This is a genomic window from Bacillus sp. X1(2014) (assembly GCF_007678255.1).
In genome coordinates this window covers 24403-40671 of the sequence record NZ_VEED01000011.1, presented here as the reverse complement: position 1 = coordinate 40671, position 16269 = coordinate 24403, and the positions used below count along the sequence as shown (strand labels likewise).

The 16269-nt window shown below is 40.2% G+C and carries 15 protein-coding genes and 1 tRNA gene; 14 read left to right on the top strand and 2 right to left on the bottom strand.

Translation table 11 applies throughout. The features are described from left to right. Positions 1 to 27 precede the first annotated feature (27 nt). Positions 28 to 978: a DNA-binding protein WhiA gene (gene whiA, locus FS608_RS19140; protein ID WP_144553996.1), complete on the top strand. Its 951-nt coding sequence runs from the start codon at positions 28 to 30 to the stop codon at positions 976 to 978. Positions 979 to 1090: 112 nt separating this feature from the next. Beyond that, the gene (locus FS608_RS19135; protein WP_144553993.1) at positions 1091 to 1348 is read left to right on the top strand and encodes an HPr family phosphocarrier protein; all 258 of its coding nucleotides are present in this window, start codon (positions 1091 to 1093) and stop codon (positions 1346 to 1348) included. A gap of 91 nt (positions 1349 to 1439) precedes the next feature. Here FS608_RS19135 and clpP read toward each other — a convergent pair whose 3' ends face one another. Further along, positions 1440 to 2048 (bottom strand): ATP-dependent Clp endopeptidase proteolytic subunit ClpP, encoded by a 609-nt coding sequence (gene clpP, locus FS608_RS19130; protein WP_144553991.1) that lies wholly within the window; start codon positions 2046 to 2048, stop codon positions 1440 to 1442. Positions 2049 to 2252: 204 nt separating this feature from the next. Here clpP and FS608_RS19125 point away from each other — a divergent pair. From FS608_RS19125 to rnr, 12 genes are all read left to right on the top strand, one after another. After that, positions 2253 to 2324, top strand: a tRNA-Arg gene (locus FS608_RS19125). Between the two features lie 135 nt (positions 2325 to 2459). Continuing rightward, positions 2460 to 3782, top strand: coding sequence for an RNA polymerase factor sigma-54 (gene rpoN, locus FS608_RS19120; RefSeq protein ID WP_144553989.1), 1323 nt, complete (start codon positions 2460 to 2462; stop codon positions 3780 to 3782). Positions 3783 to 3796: 14 nt separating this feature from the next. Continuing rightward, positions 3797 to 4060, top strand: coding sequence for a glutaredoxin family protein (locus FS608_RS19115; RefSeq protein WP_144553987.1), 264 nt, complete (start codon positions 3797 to 3799; stop codon positions 4058 to 4060). A gap of 128 nt (positions 4061 to 4188) precedes the next feature. Continuing rightward, positions 4189 to 5211 (top strand): sugar-binding transcriptional regulator, encoded by a 1023-nt coding sequence (locus FS608_RS19110; protein ID WP_144554221.1) that lies wholly within the window; start codon positions 4189 to 4191, stop codon positions 5209 to 5211. A gap of 52 nt (positions 5212 to 5263) precedes the next feature. Continuing rightward, on the top strand, positions 5264 to 6271 hold the full coding sequence (gene gap, locus FS608_RS19105; protein ID WP_098572327.1) for a type I glyceraldehyde-3-phosphate dehydrogenase: 1008 nt from the start codon (positions 5264 to 5266) through the stop codon (positions 6269 to 6271). A gap of 142 nt (positions 6272 to 6413) precedes the next feature. After that, on the top strand, positions 6414 to 7598 hold the full coding sequence (locus FS608_RS19100) for a phosphoglycerate kinase (protein ID WP_144553985.1): 1185 nt from the start codon (positions 6414 to 6416) through the stop codon (positions 7596 to 7598). A 105-nt stretch (positions 7599 to 7703) separates the two neighbouring features. Further along, positions 7704 to 8465 (top strand): triose-phosphate isomerase, encoded by a 762-nt coding sequence (gene tpiA / locus FS608_RS19095; RefSeq protein ID WP_144553983.1) that lies wholly within the window; start codon positions 7704 to 7706, stop codon positions 8463 to 8465. After that, a complete protein-coding gene (gene gpmI, locus FS608_RS19090) occupies positions 8458 to 9990 on the top strand; it encodes a 2,3-bisphosphoglycerate-independent phosphoglycerate mutase (protein WP_144553981.1) in 1533 nt (510 codons plus the stop codon). The genes tpiA and gpmI overlap by 8 nt, the downstream gene beginning before the upstream one ends. A gap of 25 nt (positions 9991 to 10015) precedes the next feature. After that, positions 10016 to 11314, top strand: coding sequence for a phosphopyruvate hydratase (eno, locus tag FS608_RS19085; protein ID WP_144553979.1), 1299 nt, complete (start codon positions 10016 to 10018; stop codon positions 11312 to 11314). A 149-nt stretch (positions 11315 to 11463) separates the two neighbouring features. Continuing rightward, entirely contained in the window at positions 11464 to 11697 is a 234-nt protein-coding gene (gene secG / locus FS608_RS19080) for a preprotein translocase subunit SecG (protein ID WP_026567803.1), read from the top strand. A gap of 147 nt (positions 11698 to 11844) precedes the next feature. Continuing rightward, entirely contained in the window at positions 11845 to 12591 is a 747-nt protein-coding gene (locus FS608_RS19075) for an alpha/beta hydrolase (protein ID WP_144553976.1), read from the top strand. A gap of 26 nt (positions 12592 to 12617) precedes the next feature. Beyond that, positions 12618 to 14969 (top strand): ribonuclease R, encoded by a 2352-nt coding sequence (gene rnr / locus FS608_RS19070; protein WP_144553974.1) that lies wholly within the window; start codon positions 12618 to 12620, stop codon positions 14967 to 14969. A gap of 180 nt (positions 14970 to 15149) precedes the next feature. Here the strand turns inward: rnr and FS608_RS19065 are convergent, their stop codons facing one another. Then, the gene (locus tag FS608_RS19065; protein ID WP_144553971.1) at positions 15150 to 16265 is read right to left on the bottom strand and encodes a GerAB/ArcD/ProY family transporter; all 1116 of its coding nucleotides are present in this window, start codon (positions 16263 to 16265) and stop codon (positions 15150 to 15152) included. Between the last annotated feature and the right edge of the window lie 4 nt (positions 16266 to 16269).

The window sequence follows — 16269 nt, the reverse complement described above, 5'->3', positions numbered from 1 at the left end:
TGTGTTTTTAGTATGGAGGGGAAAGGGATGTCTTTCGCTTCGGAAACGAAAAAAGAATTAACTAACTTAGAAGTGAAAACGTGCTGCATTCAAGCAGAGCTATCTGCTCTCATTCGGATGAATGGTTCCCTTTCATTCTCAAATCGTAAGTTAGTTGTGGATATTCAAACCGAAAATGCTGCGATTGCCAGAAGAATATATACATTAATAAAAAAGAGTTATGATGTCCAAGTTGAGCTGCTTGTTCGGAAAAAGATGCGTTTGAAAAAAAACAATGTCTATATTGTCCGTTTATCCCAGCAAGCAAAGGAAATTCTCGAGGATACCAAAATTATCGGTGAAGGTTTTACGATCATTCATGATATTTCACCAGAACTTGTAAAGAAGAAATGTTGTAAGCGTTCTTATCTTCGTGGTGCATTTTTAGCTGGCGGATCCGTCAATAATCCAGAAACATCTTCTTATCATTTAGAAATTGCTTCGCTCTATAAAGAACACAATGATTCTTTATGCGAATTAATGAATACATTTGGGCTAAATAGCAAAACACTTGAACGCAAGAAAGGTTACATTACCTACTTAAAAGAAGCAGAGAAAATAACCGAGTTTTTAAATATTGTTGGTGCCCATAACGCCCTTCTTCGCTTCGAGGATGTTCGGATTGTTCGTGATATGCGCAATTCAGTCAATCGACTTGTAAACTGTGAGACAGCCAATCTTAATAAAACAATTGGTGCGTCGATTCGGCAGGTCGAGAATATCCGCTACATCAATCAAACGGTCGGTCTGCAAATTTTACCTGAGAAATTAAGAGAAATTGCAGAGCTCCGCTTAAACTATACCGATGTGACCCTTAAGGAATTGGGTGAAATGGTTTCTGGTGGTGCAATCAGTAAATCTGGAATAAATCATCGTTTGAGAAAAATTGATGCAATTGCTGAAAGGCTTCGTTCAGGGGATATGATGGTAAAAGAATAGAAATTCTTGAATAGGTAATCATGTGAAAGCCATAACATGTGCTCGTAGTAAATTTTGTGAACAAGCTCCAAGAAATATAGACGATAAACAATAAACATGAGGAGGAATTGTAATGTTAGTCAAACAAGTAGAAGTAAAATTAAAAACAGGTCTTCAAGCACGCCCAGCAGCTCTTTTTGTCCAAGAAGCAAATCGGTTTTCTGCGGATATTTTTCTTGAGAAAGATGGAAAGAAAGTCAATGCGAAAAGCATTATGGGCTTAATGAGCCTTGCAGTTGGCTCTGGTGTCATGATTGATATTGTGGCAGATGGAGAGGATGAAGCATCTGCGATTGAAGCATTGGCTGATTTTATTCAAAAAGAACAGTAATATATTTGCTGCCGGCTCCATATGGAACCGGCCTATTTATTTTTTGGGAGAATAAAAAGCAACCGGTCGATACCGATTGCTTACATGTTACTTATTTATTGTTCTTCTCATCATCAATTAGGTTACGTGTAATGATATGGTCGATTAAACCATATTCTTTTGCGCGTTCAGCGGTCATGAAGTTGTCGCGGTCTGTATCTTTGGCGATTACTTCAAGAGGCTGGCCAGTCCGTTCGGATAAAATTCCATTCAATTTTTCACGAAGGAATAGGATTCGTTTCGCAGCAATCTCGATTTCAGTTGCTTGTCCTTGAGCACCGCCTAGTGGTTGGTGAATCATAACCTCCGCATTTGGAAGGGCATAACGCTTTCCTTTTTCACCAGCTGCAAGTAAGAATGCACCCATGGATGCTGCCATCCCAATACAAATTGTTTGAACTTTTGGTTTGATGAATTGCATCGTATCATAAATCGCCATACCAGCTGTGATGCTGCCGCCTGGGCTGTTGATATATAAAGAAATATCTTTTTCAGGATTATCCGCTTCTAGGAATAATAATTGTGCTACAATGCTGTTAGCTACATGGTCATCGATGGCGCTTCCCAGCATAATAATCCGGTCTTTTAACAAACGGGAGTAAATGTCATAGGCACGCTCGCCCCGGTTTGTTTGTTCAATAACAGTAGGGATCAAATTCATTTTTCTTCCTCCTTTGATTGTAAAGGTAATAGTAATATGTATTGTTATCATACACTGATGGTCAATAAAGGTCAAACAATATGACTATAAAATTGTTCGACAACTTTCCCTAATCCATCTTATCCATTTTTAAGAATTTTAAACTGAATCTTTACTTGCAAAGTACGGGAAACTGGCATATAATATGTAAGTCGTTACAATTTAGCGCTCGTGGTGCAACGGATAGCACGCAAGCCTCCGAAGCTTGAAATGCAGGTTCGATTCCTGCCGAGCGCATAACCAAAGCCCCCTGTTTATTGTAAACAGGGGGCTTTTTATTGGATAAATTCAGTTTACCAAATTTCCTAGTTTATCATTTTTCATTCCCGAAACTCCCTCTATCGTGTAAAATAGAAAACAGGGGGGATACGAATGAACTTAAAGGCTGGTTTATGGCAACAGCAGACATTAAAATTGGCAATGACACAGGAGCTATCTCAGGCCATTGCATTGTTGCAGTACTCTGCCCAAGAGTTAACTGCTTTCTTAGACGATAAGGCACTTGAAAATCCCCTGTTGCAGGTTGAACATAGCAATATTAAACCAATGAATCCACTCATTGACCGAAATCGCCGGAAAAACCAAAAGGTGGAAAAGGATTGGATTGAGCAAATTGCCGATAAACCCTTCTCACTTGAAGAGTATCTATTATCACAATTGAAAATAACGAACTTATCAGCGGAACAATTAACTGTAATTCGACATCTGATTCAGAATCTTGATGAAAACGGTTACTTTACAGGCAACCTTAACGAAATCGCCCAAAAGCTAAGAGTAATGGAAGATGTCGTCGAGGAATGCTTGGCCATCATTCAAACACTCGAGCCTGCGGGGATTGGTGCAAGAAACCTGCAAGAGTGCCTATTGATGCAAATCTATTATCTAGACCCAAATAATGAATTAGCTCAAAAGATTGTCTCTGAGTATTTTATTCCGTTCGCCGAAAAAAAGTGGAAGCCTATCGCAAAAGAACTAAAGGTGACCCTTAAAGAGATCCAAGATATTTTCGACCAAATTCAATCCTTGAACCCAAAGCCGGGAACCAGTCTAGGAAAAGAAACCACCACATATATTATTCCAGATGCCATCGTTGAGCAATCGGGCGAGGGTCTAACTGTCAGGATGTCGGATGAATCGCTGCCAAGGATTAGCCTAAATGAGCAGTATTATCATAAATTCAAGGACCAGGACCAACAGGTAAGCCGCTTCCTGCAGGATAAACTGCAAGATTATAATTGGATTCAAAAAAGTATTGAGCAGCGGAAAGAGACACTAACTAAGGTAATTGCAAAAATAATTGAAAAGCAGGAAACATTTTTTCAAAAAGGTTCAAACAATTTAGTACCGATGACGATGAAGGAAATTGCTGGAGAATTGGATATCCATGAATCTACCGTTAGTCGAGCGGTTCGAGAAAAATATGTGCAAACACCATACGGGACCTTTCCGCTAAAATCATTTTTCACAAGTACGATTCAAACCGTGTCGGACGATGAAAATACCTCATCCACACAAGTAAAGAAGAAAATCTCCACGTTAATAGAAAATGAGAATAAACAAAAGCCTCTTTCGGATCAAGATATTGTGGAACAATTAAAAACAGAGGAAGGTATGGTAGTTTCACGAAGAACCGTCGCTAAGTACCGGGATCAAATGGGCATACCTTCTTCTGCAAAAAGAAAAAGGTTTGATTGAAAGGAAACCAAATGATGGAGCAAACAATAATCACGTTTTACACAAGGAAAAGCTGCCCGCTTTGTGACAAAGCTAAGTCAACACTGCACGAACTCAGCAAAGAATGGGATTTCACTTTAGAAGAAATTAATATTGAATCCAGTGATGAATTGACCGAACAATACGGTTTAATGATTCCTGTCGTTCATATTGATGGAGTAGAAGCAGGTTTTGGTGTCATTAACAAATTTGACATAAGTAACCGTTTGCATGAAAAAAAAGCCAATCTTAACAGTTGAAATAGGTTTTCACTCCTGTTACAATAAAAAACGTAGCAGGGGTTATTTTTTTTGGATGTAGCGGGACATAATATGTCTATGGTGGACATTTTAAGACCAACTACATATAATAAAGGAGCATGAGATTCATGCAGTCATTAATCGATATCCAGAAAAGACTATTACCCGATCTCCTTCAAGTCCTTCAGAAGAGATATTCTATCCTAAGGGATATAGGTTTTATGCAGCCGGTAGGGAGAAGGAGTTTAGCGGTTAGCCTTGGATATACGGAAAGAGTCCTTCGAGGCGAAGTAGAATTCCTAAGGGAGCAAAATTTAATTTACACTAATAATGTGGGAATGAGTTTAACGCCTGAAGGGAAAAATTTGCTAGAAGACTTAGAAGGATTTATGCGTGAATTAAAAGGTATTGATGTGATGGAGTTGGAATTAAAGCACCGACTCGGTATTAAGAAAGTGATCATTGTGCCAGGCGATAGTGATGAATCGCCAATGGTAAAAGGTGAACTTGGCAAGGCATGTGCAGTGTGCATGAAAAAGTTGCTCAGCGGAAAAAATATCATTGCTGTAACTGGCGGTTCAACGATGGCAGCTGTCGCAGAAAGACTTGCACCCGAGCATACCCAGAAAGAACTACTATTTGTCCCAGCAAGAGGCGGAGTAGGTGAGGATGTTCAAAATCAAGCAAACACAATTTGCTCGATTATGTCAAAAAACACCCATACGAAACATCGAGTGTTTTATGTGCCGGACCAGGTTAGTACCGAAATTTATGAATCACTCATCAAAGAACCTGACATTCATGACGTTTTAAAACTAATTAAATCAGCAAGCATGGTTCTTCATGGGATTGGAGATGCTATCACAATGGCTGAGCGGCGCAAAACGAATCCGGGAGTTTTGCAAAAGCTAGAAAATCAACAAGCTGTGGGTGAAGCATTTGGCTATTATTTTAACGAACAAGGTGAAATCGTTCATAAGGTATTAACGATTGGTCTGCAGTTAGAAGATTTAGTCCATATTCCGAATGTCATCGCTGTGGCCGGCGGGGGCTCGAAGGCAAAGGCCATAAAAGCATACTTAAAACAAGCACCGGAATCAACCATCTTAATCACAGATGAGGGTGCAGCAAGAAAGTTATTAAAAGGGTAAATCCTTTTTAAAATAAAAAACATCCTTACCCAATTAAAGGAGGAAATTTATTATGTCAGTAAAAGTTGGTATTAACGGATTTGGACGTATCGGTCGTAACGTATTTCGTGCGGCATTAAACAATAGCAATGTTGAGATCGTTGCGATTAATGATTTAACTGATGCAAACATGCTTGCACATCTTTTAAAATATGACACTGTTCACGGAACTCTTGCAGAAGACGTAACTGTTGATGGTGAATACTTAGTAGTTGGCGGACACAAAGTGAAAGTTCTTGCAGAACGCGATCCTGCACAATTAGGCTGGGGCGGTCTTGGTGTAGACGTAGTAGTTGAATCAACTGGCCGTTTCACAAAGCGTGAAGATGCAGCGAAACATCTTGAAGCAGGTGCGAAAAAAGTTATCATCTCTGCACCAGCATCTAACGAAGATATCACTATCGTAATGGGTGTTAACGAAGACCAATATGATGCTAACAACCACCATGTTATTTCTAATGCTTCTTGTACTACAAACTGTCTTGCTCCGTTTGCAAAAGTATTAAATGATACTTTTGGAATCAAACGCGGTATGATGACAACTATTCACTCTTACACAAATGACCAACAAATCCTTGATTTGCCACATAAGGACTACCGTCGTGCACGTGCAGCAGCTGAGAACATGATTCCTACTTCAACTGGTGCAGCAAAAGCTGTTTCCCTTGTTTTACCTGAACTTAAAGGTAAATTAAACGGTATGGCTATCCGCGTTCCAACTCCGAACGTTTCTGTAGTTGACCTAGTTGCAGAATTAGAAAGAGATGTAACCGCTGATGAAGTGAACTCTGCATTAAAAGCAGCAGCTGAAGGTCCATTAAAAGGAATTCTAGCATACAGCGATCTTCCATTAGTTTCTACTGATTACAACGGAGCTCCTGTATCTTCAACAATCGATGCATTATCAACAATGATTCTTGAAGGCAACATGGTTAAGGTATTATCTTGGTACGATAACGAAGTTGGTTACTCTAACCGCGTTGTTGACCTTTGTGACTACCTTGCTCAAAAAGGACTTTAATATATCGGAACGGACTTTTGATTGTTTTTCAATCATAAGAAGTTAATCATACAAAGGTTTTCCAAAGGGGAGCGGGGAGTATATGCCCCCCTCCCCTTTTTACTGCTTATATGCTGAATTTTCAATACTCTAGGAGGTCCTTATGAATAAGAAAACGCTTAAAGATGTCGATGTAAAAGGGAAACGCGTATTTTGCCGGGTGGATTTTAATGTTCCAATGCAGGATGGAAAAATTACCGATGAAACGCGGATTCGTGCAGCACTTCCAACGATTCAATACTTAGTTGATCAAGGCGCTAAAGTTATTCTAGCGAGCCACTTCGGCCGTCCAAAAGGAAAAGTAGTCGAAGAAATGCGCTTAACTCCAGTTGGTGTCAGACTATCTGAACTGCTTGGTAAAGAAGTGAAGAAGGCAGATGAAGCGTATGGTGATTCTGTGAAAGAATTGATTGAAACGATGACCGAAGGCGATGTTCTGCTTCTTGAAAATGTCCGTTTCTATCCTGGCGAAGAAAAGAACGATCCAGAGTTGGCCAAATCTTTTGCTGAATTAGCAGATGTTTATGTAAATGATGCCTTTGGTGCTGCGCACCGTGCTCATGCATCAACTGAAGGAATTGCGCATCTTTTACCAGCGGTTTCCGGACTATTAATGGAAAAAGAATTAGATGTACTTGGTAAGGCACTTTCTAATCCAGAACGCCCGTTTACAGCGATTATCGGTGGAGCGAAGGTTAAGGACAAGATTGGTGTTATTGAAAATCTACTAGAATTAGTTGATAACTTAATTATTGGCGGCGGACTTGCTTATACTTTCGTGAAAGCACAAGGCCACGAAGTTGGAAAATCATTGCTTGAAGCTGACAAAATTGATTTAGCAAAATCATTTATTGAAAAAGCCAAGGCAAAGGGTGTTAATTTCTATATGCCTGTAGACGCTGTGGTTGCTGATGATTTCTCTGCTGATGCTAATACCAAAGTAGTTGCAATTGAAGAAATTCCGTCCGATTGGGAAGCACTTGATATTGGACCGAAAACAGCTGAAATCTACCGTGACGTTATTCAAAAATCAAAACTAGTGATTTGGAATGGACCAATGGGCGTATTTGAAATTGATAAATTTGCCGGCGGAACAAAAGCAGTTGCAGAAGCACTTGCTGAAGCAGAAGGTACATATTCAGTCATTGGCGGCGGAGACTCTGCAGCAGCCGTTGAAAAATTCAATTTAGCAGATAAAATGAGCCACATTTCCACAGGAGGCGGCGCCTCCCTTGAATTCATGGAAGGCAAAGCACTCCCAGGAGTAGTTGCATTGAACGATAAATAATTTACTTTTGAAAGAATAGAAAGTAAAGTTTTTTTGAACTTAGAAAGCTATCTAGCTCCAGCGTCCACGGACGCTTGCGCTTTAATTTTGAAAGGATGTGCCAGTATGCGTAAACCAATTATTGCAGGAAACTGGAAAATGAACAAAACACTTTCTGAAGCAAAAAGCTTTGCAGAAGAAGTAAAAGGACTAGTACCTGCCCCAGAAAAAATGGACTCTGTAATCTGTGCACCAGCATTATTTTTACAAAGCCTTGTCGAAGGAACTGAAGGAACGAATGTCAAAATCGGTGCTCAAAACATGCACTTTGAAGAAAGCGGAGCCTTTACGGGCGAAATCAGCCCAAAAGCACTTGCTGACCTTGCCGTTCAATATGTAATCATCGGACACTCAGAACGCCGTGAAATGTTCAATGAAACAGATGAAACAGTGAACAAAAAAGCTCTAGCAGCCTTTAAATACAACTTAACTCCAATCGTATGCTGCGGTGAAACATTAGAACAGCGTGAAAATGGAGAAACCAATCAATTAGTTGGCGATCAAGTGGCAAAAGCCCTTCAAGGTCTATCAGCTGAACAAGTAAAACAAACCGTCATCGCTTATGAGCCAATTTGGGCGATTGGTACAGGTAAATCTTCTACTTCTGCTGATGCGAACGAAGTATGTGCACATATCCGTCAAGTTGTTGCCGGGCAATTCTCGCAAGACGTTGCCGATGCGGTAAGAATTCAGTATGGGGGCAGTGTGAAACCAGAAAATATTAAAGAATACATGGCACAACCAGATATTGATGGTGCATTAGTAGGCGGAGCAAGCCTTGAAGCACAATCCTTTTTACAACTACTGGAGGCAGGCAGCTATGAGTAAATCTCCCGTTGCTCTAATCATCCTTGATGGTTTTGGATGCAGGGGCGAAACAAAAGGGAATGCGGTTGCCCAGTCAAAAAAACCTAATTTTGACCGTTTTTGGAGCGAGTATCCACATTCCCATTTAACAGCGTCTGGGGAGGCAGTGGGTCTTCCTGAAGGACAAATGGGTAACTCTGAAGTAGGTCACTTAAACATTGGTGCAGGACGTATCGTGTACCAAAGTTTAACTCGCGTAAACATTGCGATTCGTGAAGGTGAATTTGAAAAAAATGAAACCTTTACAGGTGCAATGGAGCACGTCAAGAAAAATGGCACAGCCCTTCATTTATTCGGTTTATTGTCAGATGGCGGTGTTCACAGCCATATTCAACATATGTTTGCCTTACTAAAGCTGGCAAAAGAAGAAGGCGTGGAAAAGGTCTATGTACATGCCTTCCTTGACGGCCGTGATGTTGGTCCGAAAACAGCGACGAAATACATCCAAGAAACATTGGACAAAATGAAGGAATACGGTGTAGGTGAATTTGCAACGATTTCAGGGAGATACTACTCGATGGACCGTGATAAGCGGTGGGAGCGCGTTGAAAAATCGTACCGTTCGATGGTCTATGGAGACGGCCCAACCTACACCAATCCTTTAGATGTTGTGGAAGATTCTTATTCTCATGGAATCTTCGATGAATTCGTAATCCCATCTGTTATTACAAAAGAAGATGGGCAGCCTGTTGCCACAATTCAGGACAATGATGCAGTCATTTTCTATAACTTCCGTCCTGACCGTGCCATTCAGATTTCGAATACATTTACGAACGATGATTTCCGTTCCTTTGACCGCGGGCCAAAGCATCCGAAGGATTTGTTCTTCGTCTGCTTAACTCATTTCAGCGAATCGGTTGATGGATATGTTGCTTTTAAACCAACGAACTTAGATAACACTATTGGTGAAGTCTTATCCCAAAACAATTTGAAGCAATTAAGAATTGCAGAAACAGAAAAATATCCACATGTCACATTCTTTATGAGCGGCGGCCGTGAAGAAAAGTTCCCTGGCGAAGAGCGAATCTTAATCAACTCTCCCAAAGTGGCAACGTATGATCTTCAGCCTGAAATGAGTGCTTACGAAGTAACGGATGCACTTTTAAAAGAAATTCAAGCAGATAAATTTGATGCGATTTTACTGAATTTCGCGAACCCTGATATGGTCGGGCATTCAGGTATGCTTGAGCCTACCATTAAAGCGATTGAGACAGTCGATGAATGCTTAGGAAAAATCGTTGATTTAATTTTAGAAAAAGGCGGTTCTGCCATTATTACCGCTGACCATGGAAATGCCGATGAAGTAATTACACTAGAAGGCGAACCAATGACGGCACATACAACGAACCCAGTGCCGGTAATTGTGACAAAACAAGGAATTCAACTCCGTGAAGGAGGAATCCTTGGGGATTTAGCGCCAACTATGTTAGACTTATTGGGTGTTGAAAAGCCAGCTGAAATGACTGGTACATCATTATTAAAATAACCTAATTATTAAGGAGAGATTTTACATGCCATTTATTGCAGACGTATATGCTCGCGAAGTATTAGATTCACGCGGTAACCCTACTGTTGAAGTTGAAGTTTTTACAGAATCAGGTGCCTTTGGCCGCGCTATGGTTCCAAGTGGTGCTTCTACTGGTGAATATGAAGCAGTTGAACTACGTGACGGTGACAAAGAACGTTACCTTGGAAAAGGTGTTCAAAAAGCTGTCGACAACGTAAACGAAATTATCGCACCACATCTTGTTGGTGAAGAATTCAGCGTTTTAGATCAAGTGTCTGTTGACCAAGCTTTAATCGAACTTGATGGAACAGATAACAAAGGAAAACTAGGTGCTAACGCAATCCTAGGCGTATCAATGGCGGTTGCTCATGCAGCAGCAAACTACTTAGATATTCCTTTATACCAATACCTTGGCGGTTTCAACTCTAAGCAACTTCCAGTTCCAATGATGAACATCGTTAACGGCGGGGAACATGCGGATAACAACGTTGATATTCAAGAATTCATGATTATGCCTGTTGGCGCTCCAAGCTTCAAAGAAGCGCTTCGTATGGGTGCGGAAATTTTCCATACTTTAAAATCAGTTCTTAAAGGCAAAGGCCTTAACACTGCAGTTGGTGATGAAGGTGGTTTTGCTCCAAACCTTGGATCAAACGAAGAAGCACTACAAACGATTGTTGAAGCAATCGAAAAAGCTGGTTACAAGCCAGGTGAAGAAGTTATGCTTGCAATGGATGCTGCATCTTCTGAGTTCTACAACAAAGAAGACGGAAAATACCATCTTGCTGGTGAAGGCGTTGTGAAGACTTCTGCAGAAATGGTTGACTGGTACGAAGAACTTTCTTCTAAATACCCAATCGTGTCAATCGAAGACGGTTTAGATGAAAATGACTGGGAAGGCCACAAGCTTTTAACAGAACGCCTGGGCAAAAAAGTTCAATTAGTGGGTGATGATTTGTTCGTTACCAATACTCGTAAACTTGCTGAAGGTATTGAAAAAGGAATTGGTAACTCAATCCTTATCAAAGTGAACCAAATCGGTACGCTTACTGAAACATTTGATGCCATTGAAATGGCAAAACGCGCTGGTTACACTGCAGTCATCTCTCACCGCTCTGGTGAAACAGAAGACAACACCATTGCTGATATTGCAGTTGCAACTAACGCTGGTCAAATCAAAACTGGTGCACCATCTCGTACAGACCGTGTAGCAAAGTACAACCAATTGCTTCGCATCGAAGACCAATTAGGTGAAACAGCTCAATACTTAGGTAAGAAAACTTTCTACAACTTAAGCAAATAATTTTATTATCAAAGAAGGCGCACATTTTCTGATGTGTGTCTTTTTTATTTCATAGGCTTCGAATGTTACAATGGGACTATTGTCTTAAGCGGTAAAATATGATAAATTTAATATACTGTGAATTGTGCGACTAACAGGAGGTGGCCTTTATGCATACATTTTTAGTAATCTTATTAGTAATCGTCAGCATTGGACTTATTGGTGTTGTTTTACTTCAATCTGGTAAAAGTGCTGGATTATCTGGTGCCATTTCTGGTGGTGCAGAATCTTTATTTGGTAAACAAAAAGCACGCGGACTTGATTTGATTTTACATCGTATTACGGTTGTCCTAGCAATCTTGTTTATCTTGCTTGCTATTGCAGTGACTTACTTTAAAATTTAATCATTTACACACAAACCTGGTCCGAGTGACCGGGTTTTTTGTTTGTTGAAAAATTATTATCAGAAGCGTGAGCCATATTTCTGGAATGTTCACCATTGCTTTGCTAAAACTAAACTAAGTGAATTGAAATTAAGGGAGTTTTTTATCATGAAAGTAACTATACCGAAGCCATTTACATTCGAAGGAGGAAAAAGGGCTGTACTTCTTTTACATGGATTTACCGGAAACTCAGCGGATGTCCGGATGCTGGGGCGTTTTTTAGAGAAAAAAGGCTATACCTGTCATGCCCCGCACTACAAAGGCCACGGAGTACCGCCCGAAGAGCTCGTTCATACGGGGCCAGAAGATTGGTGGCAGGATGTCCTCAATGGCTATGAATTTTTGAAAAATAAAGGTCACTCCGAAATTGCCGTGGCTGGATTATCACTTGGTGGCGTATTTTCCTTGAAATTGGGATACACTGTACCTATAAAAGCGATTATACCGATGTGTGCGCCGATGTATATAAAAAGTGAAGAGGTCATGTACGAAGGAATTCTTGAATATGCTCGTGAATTTAAAAATCGTGAAGGAAAATCAAACGAGCAAATCGAAATGGAAATGAATGAGTTTAAGAAAACACCAATGAAAACATTAAAGGCCTTACAGGAAATGATCGCCGATGTGCGTGAAAATGTGGATATGATTTATGCACCCACATTTGTCGTTCAGGCACGTCATGACAAAATGATTAACACTGAGAGTGCAAACATTATTTATAATGAAATTGAATCAGTCATGAAAGAAATAAAATGGTACGAAGAATCTGGTCACGTCATCACACTCGACAAGGAGCGGGAGCAATTACATGAGGATGTTTATAGCTTTTTAGAAAAGCTAGACTGGCGCGATTAACTCGGAAACTACAAAGGAGGATTAGTTTGGAAGATAATATACAAAAGCATATAGACAAGGTATTACAATACATGAAGGATGAGGCGTACAAGCCATTAACCGTTCAAGAACTAGAAACAGCCTTTGGTATCCAGGACTCAAGTGACTTTAAGGAATTTGTAAAAGCACTGGTCCAAATGGAAGAAAAGGGCCTAGTGGTCAGAACGCGCAGTAACCGTTACGGACTTCCGGAGAAAATGAATTTAATTCGCGGAAAGCTGATCGGTCATGCCAAAGGGTTTGCCTTTGTCGCGCCAGATGAACCTGGAATGGATGATATTTTCATTCCGCCAAATGAAACAAACACCGCGATGCACGGGGATATAGTCTTAGCTCGTGTCTCCTCTGAAAGCACGGGGCAACGCCGGGAAGGAAGTATTATCCGCATCATTGAACGCGGAGTACAGCAAATTGTCGGAACCTATGTGGAAAGCAAAAGCTTTGGCTTTGTAATTCCAGATGATAAAAAGTTTGCTAGTGATATTTTTATACCAAAAGCGGCCTCAAAAGGAGCAGTCGAAGGCCATAAAGTGGTTGTTAAGCTAATCACCTATCCAGAAGGACGGAAAAGTGCTGAGGGCGAAGTGATCACCATCCTTGGCCACAAAAACGATCCGGGCGTGGACATTCTTTCAGTCATACATAAGCACGGGTTACCAATGTCCTTTCCGGATGAAGTGTTAAAACAGGCAAACGAGGTGCCTGACACCATTGATGAAAGTGAATTGGCCAATCGCCGCGATCTAAGGAATGAAACGATTGTTACGATTGACGGCGCCGATGCCAAGGACCTTGATGATGCGGTAACTGTTACAAAGCTTGAAAATGGCAATTATAAGCTCGGTGTCCATATTGCGGATGTCAGCTATTATGTAAAAGAAGGAACGCCGATTGACCTTGAAGCGGAGGAAAGGGCTACCAGTGTCTATTTAGTTGACCGTGTGATCCCGATGATTCCGCATCGTTTATCAAATGGAATTTGCTCATTAAATCCAAAAGTTGACAGGCTCGTTTTATCCTGCGAAATGGAAATAACTTCAGAGGGCGCCGTTGTTTCGCATGAAATTTTTCAATCAGTCATAAAGACAACAGAGCGGATGACCTATCATGATGTGAATCTCATTTTAGCTGAACATGATGAAGAAACCCGTGCCCGGTACGAACCGCTTGTGCCAATGTTTGAAATGATGGAAGAATTGGCTGCCATCCTAAGAAACAAACGGATGAAGCGTGGTGCAATCGACTTTGATTTTAAAGAATCAAAGGTGCTCGTTGATGAGGAAAGTAAGCCGATCGATGTCGTTCTTCGCGAGCGGTCTGTAGCCGAAAGATTAATCGAAGAGTTTATGCTTGCAGCTAACGAAACTGTAGCTGAGCATTTTCACTGGATGGAAGTTCCTTTTATCTACCGTATTCACGAAGATCCAAAAGAAGATAAGCTGCGGAGATTTTTTGAGTTCATTACAAACTTTGGCTATATTGTAAAAGGTACTGCAAATGATGTGCATCCAAGGGCCCTTCAAGAAATTATTGAAGAAGTGCAAGGGAAGCCGGAGGAAATGGTGATTTCCACTGTCATGCTGCGGTCAATGCAACAGGCAAAGTATGATCCGGAAAGCCTTGGTCATTTCGGATTATCAACCGAGTTCTACACTCATTTCACTTCTCCAATCCGTCGCTATCCGGATACGATCGTTCATCGCTTAATCCGTACCTATTTAATCGAAGGAAAGCTGGATTCGACAACACAGGAAAAATGGAATGCGCGCTTGCCAGAGATTGCCGATCATTCTTCAAAAATGGAGCGCCGTGCTGTTGATGCCGAGCGGGAAACCGATGAATTGAAGAAAGCGGAGTATATGGAGGACAAAATCGGCGTTGAATATGACGGTATTATCAGCTCTGTAACGAATTTCGGAATGTTTGTCGAGCTGCCAAATACAATTGAAGGCCTTGTTCATGTCAGCTATATGACGGATGATTATTATCGCTTTGACGAGCGTCATTTTGCGATGATTGGCGAGCGGACAGGGAACGTATTCCGAATTGGTGATGAGATTACCGTTCGGGTGGTTAAGGTAAATAAAGATGAACGTTCCATCGATTTTGAAATTGTCGGCATGAAAGGAACACGCCGGGAACGTGTTGAGACGCCAAGGGTTTTCAGTACGGGCAGTGATACAAAAAAACCACGGCGCAATAAACAGCAAGGCGACCGTACTCAAGACCGCAATCAGAAGTCAGAAACGGGTGGCGGTCAGGGTAACAAGGCGAAAAAGAAAAGAAAATTCTACGATAATGTCCCTAAAAATAAGAGTACTAAACGAAAAAACAGATAAGCTTTTACGTTTTGATTTGATGTTGATACGAAAAAGAAAAACACACGATAGATAGAAAAATCTCGTGTGTTTTTCTTTTAATTCGATTCCTATTATTTGACAAATCATTTATTTTTATAAAAAACCTGTTCAATGAGGTCCTAAACAAATTCCTCTTCTCGAACAGGTTTTTATGTTTTTTTAATTTTTTGCTGTTATTTTACTGAGGATTCTTTTTCGAATTATATCTACGCTTAATAAGGAAAGCGGTAAAATAAACCCAATTGTTAGTAAGAGAGGTATCCATATCTCAATGCTTTCTGACCGTGAATAAGTAACATTTGGGTATGTGATTAAAGAAAGAACAACCAAAATCATGCCCAAGGGTAATGTCAGTGGTCTGTAATCTTTTAAATTTAAAATTTGTGCTATTCCAACTGCGGATCCAAAAAAATAAACGGTTATTTTGAAATAAAGTGAAATGAACCATATTATGGCGAGCATTGCTTCTAAACGTTGTACAAATCCCCCTACATTAATTTTTCTGGCTAAAGCATAACTTGGATACAGTTGCCTTTCAGAATTGTCAACTCCAAGAACTAAAATGCTTAAAAGTGTAATAGATAATAGTAAAATCCCTCCAATTAAATTCCCAACAAGAAAGCTTTTTAAAGCCCGTTTAGGTTGATTAATATAGGCTGGAAAAACCATAAGCAGACAGATTAGCGACAGGGAAGAAAATTCTAGATACAATAGGGTAGCTAAACTTATTGGTTTTATACCCGTCTCTAATACAGGCAGCATATTTTGAACCTCTACTTTAGGAGAAAGAAAAAGGAAAAAAATAATAAAAAACATAATAAACCAAGGAAATAGTATTTCTCCAGCTCGTGCGATTGTTTCTATTCCAAGACGTACACCTTGAATAATAATTAATACGAAGAGAATATGAATCACTTCAATAGGTGTCTCGGGTATAAAGTGTGCGGTCAAAAACTCTCCTAAAAAAAATAGTAAGGTTGCTGCAGCAAGGAACAAACTACAACAAAAAAATAGAGAAATGACTTTGCCTAACCATTTACCTAATAGCTTTTCATTTATTTCGACCAGCGTCATATTGGGGAAACGAATTCCAAGAATGTTATACAACCACATCACCAATAATCCAATCAAAATTCCAAGAATGACGGAAATCCACGCATCTTGTCTTGCATAAGAAATTAGACCCAAAGGTGCACTTAGGATCGTACTCCCGACTGTAAATAATATTACTAATTTTGTAAATTGAGCTACTGATATTTTCTCGTCTTTCAGCATAGTT

What these genes read in the sequence shown, in the direction of transcription:
- whiA (WP_144553996.1), top strand. Translation starts at nt 28, where the DNA reads ATGTCTTTCGCTTCGGAAACGAAAAAAGAATTAACTAACTTAGAAGTG.
- FS608_RS19135 (WP_144553993.1), top strand. Translation starts at nt 1,091, where the DNA reads ATGTTAGTCAAACAAGTAGAAGTAAAATTAAAAACAGGTCTTCAAGCA.
- clpP (WP_144553991.1), bottom strand. Translation starts at nt 2,048, where the DNA reads ATGAATTTGATCCCTACTGTTATTGAACAAACAAACCGGGGCGAGCGT.
- rpoN (WP_144553989.1), top strand. Translation starts at nt 2,460, where the DNA reads ATGAACTTAAAGGCTGGTTTATGGCAACAGCAGACATTAAAATTGGCA.
- FS608_RS19115 (WP_144553987.1), top strand. Translation starts at nt 3,797, where the DNA reads ATGGAGCAAACAATAATCACGTTTTACACAAGGAAAAGCTGCCCGCTT.
- FS608_RS19110 (WP_144554221.1), top strand. Translation starts at nt 4,189, where the DNA reads ATGCAGTCATTAATCGATATCCAGAAAAGACTATTACCCGATCTCCTT.
- gap (WP_098572327.1), top strand. Translation starts at nt 5,264, where the DNA reads ATGTCAGTAAAAGTTGGTATTAACGGATTTGGACGTATCGGTCGTAAC.
- FS608_RS19100 (WP_144553985.1), top strand. Translation starts at nt 6,414, where the DNA reads ATGAATAAGAAAACGCTTAAAGATGTCGATGTAAAAGGGAAACGCGTA.
- tpiA (WP_144553983.1), top strand. Translation starts at nt 7,704, where the DNA reads ATGCGTAAACCAATTATTGCAGGAAACTGGAAAATGAACAAAACACTT.
- gpmI (WP_144553981.1), top strand. Translation starts at nt 8,458, where the DNA reads ATGAGTAAATCTCCCGTTGCTCTAATCATCCTTGATGGTTTTGGATGC.
- eno (WP_144553979.1), top strand. Translation starts at nt 10,016, where the DNA reads ATGCCATTTATTGCAGACGTATATGCTCGCGAAGTATTAGATTCACGC.
- secG (WP_026567803.1), top strand. Translation starts at nt 11,464, where the DNA reads ATGCATACATTTTTAGTAATCTTATTAGTAATCGTCAGCATTGGACTT.
- FS608_RS19075 (WP_144553976.1), top strand. Translation starts at nt 11,845, where the DNA reads ATGAAAGTAACTATACCGAAGCCATTTACATTCGAAGGAGGAAAAAGG.
- FS608_RS19065 (WP_144553971.1), bottom strand. Translation starts at nt 16,265, where the DNA reads ATGCTGAAAGACGAGAAAATATCAGTAGCTCAATTTACAAAATTAGTA.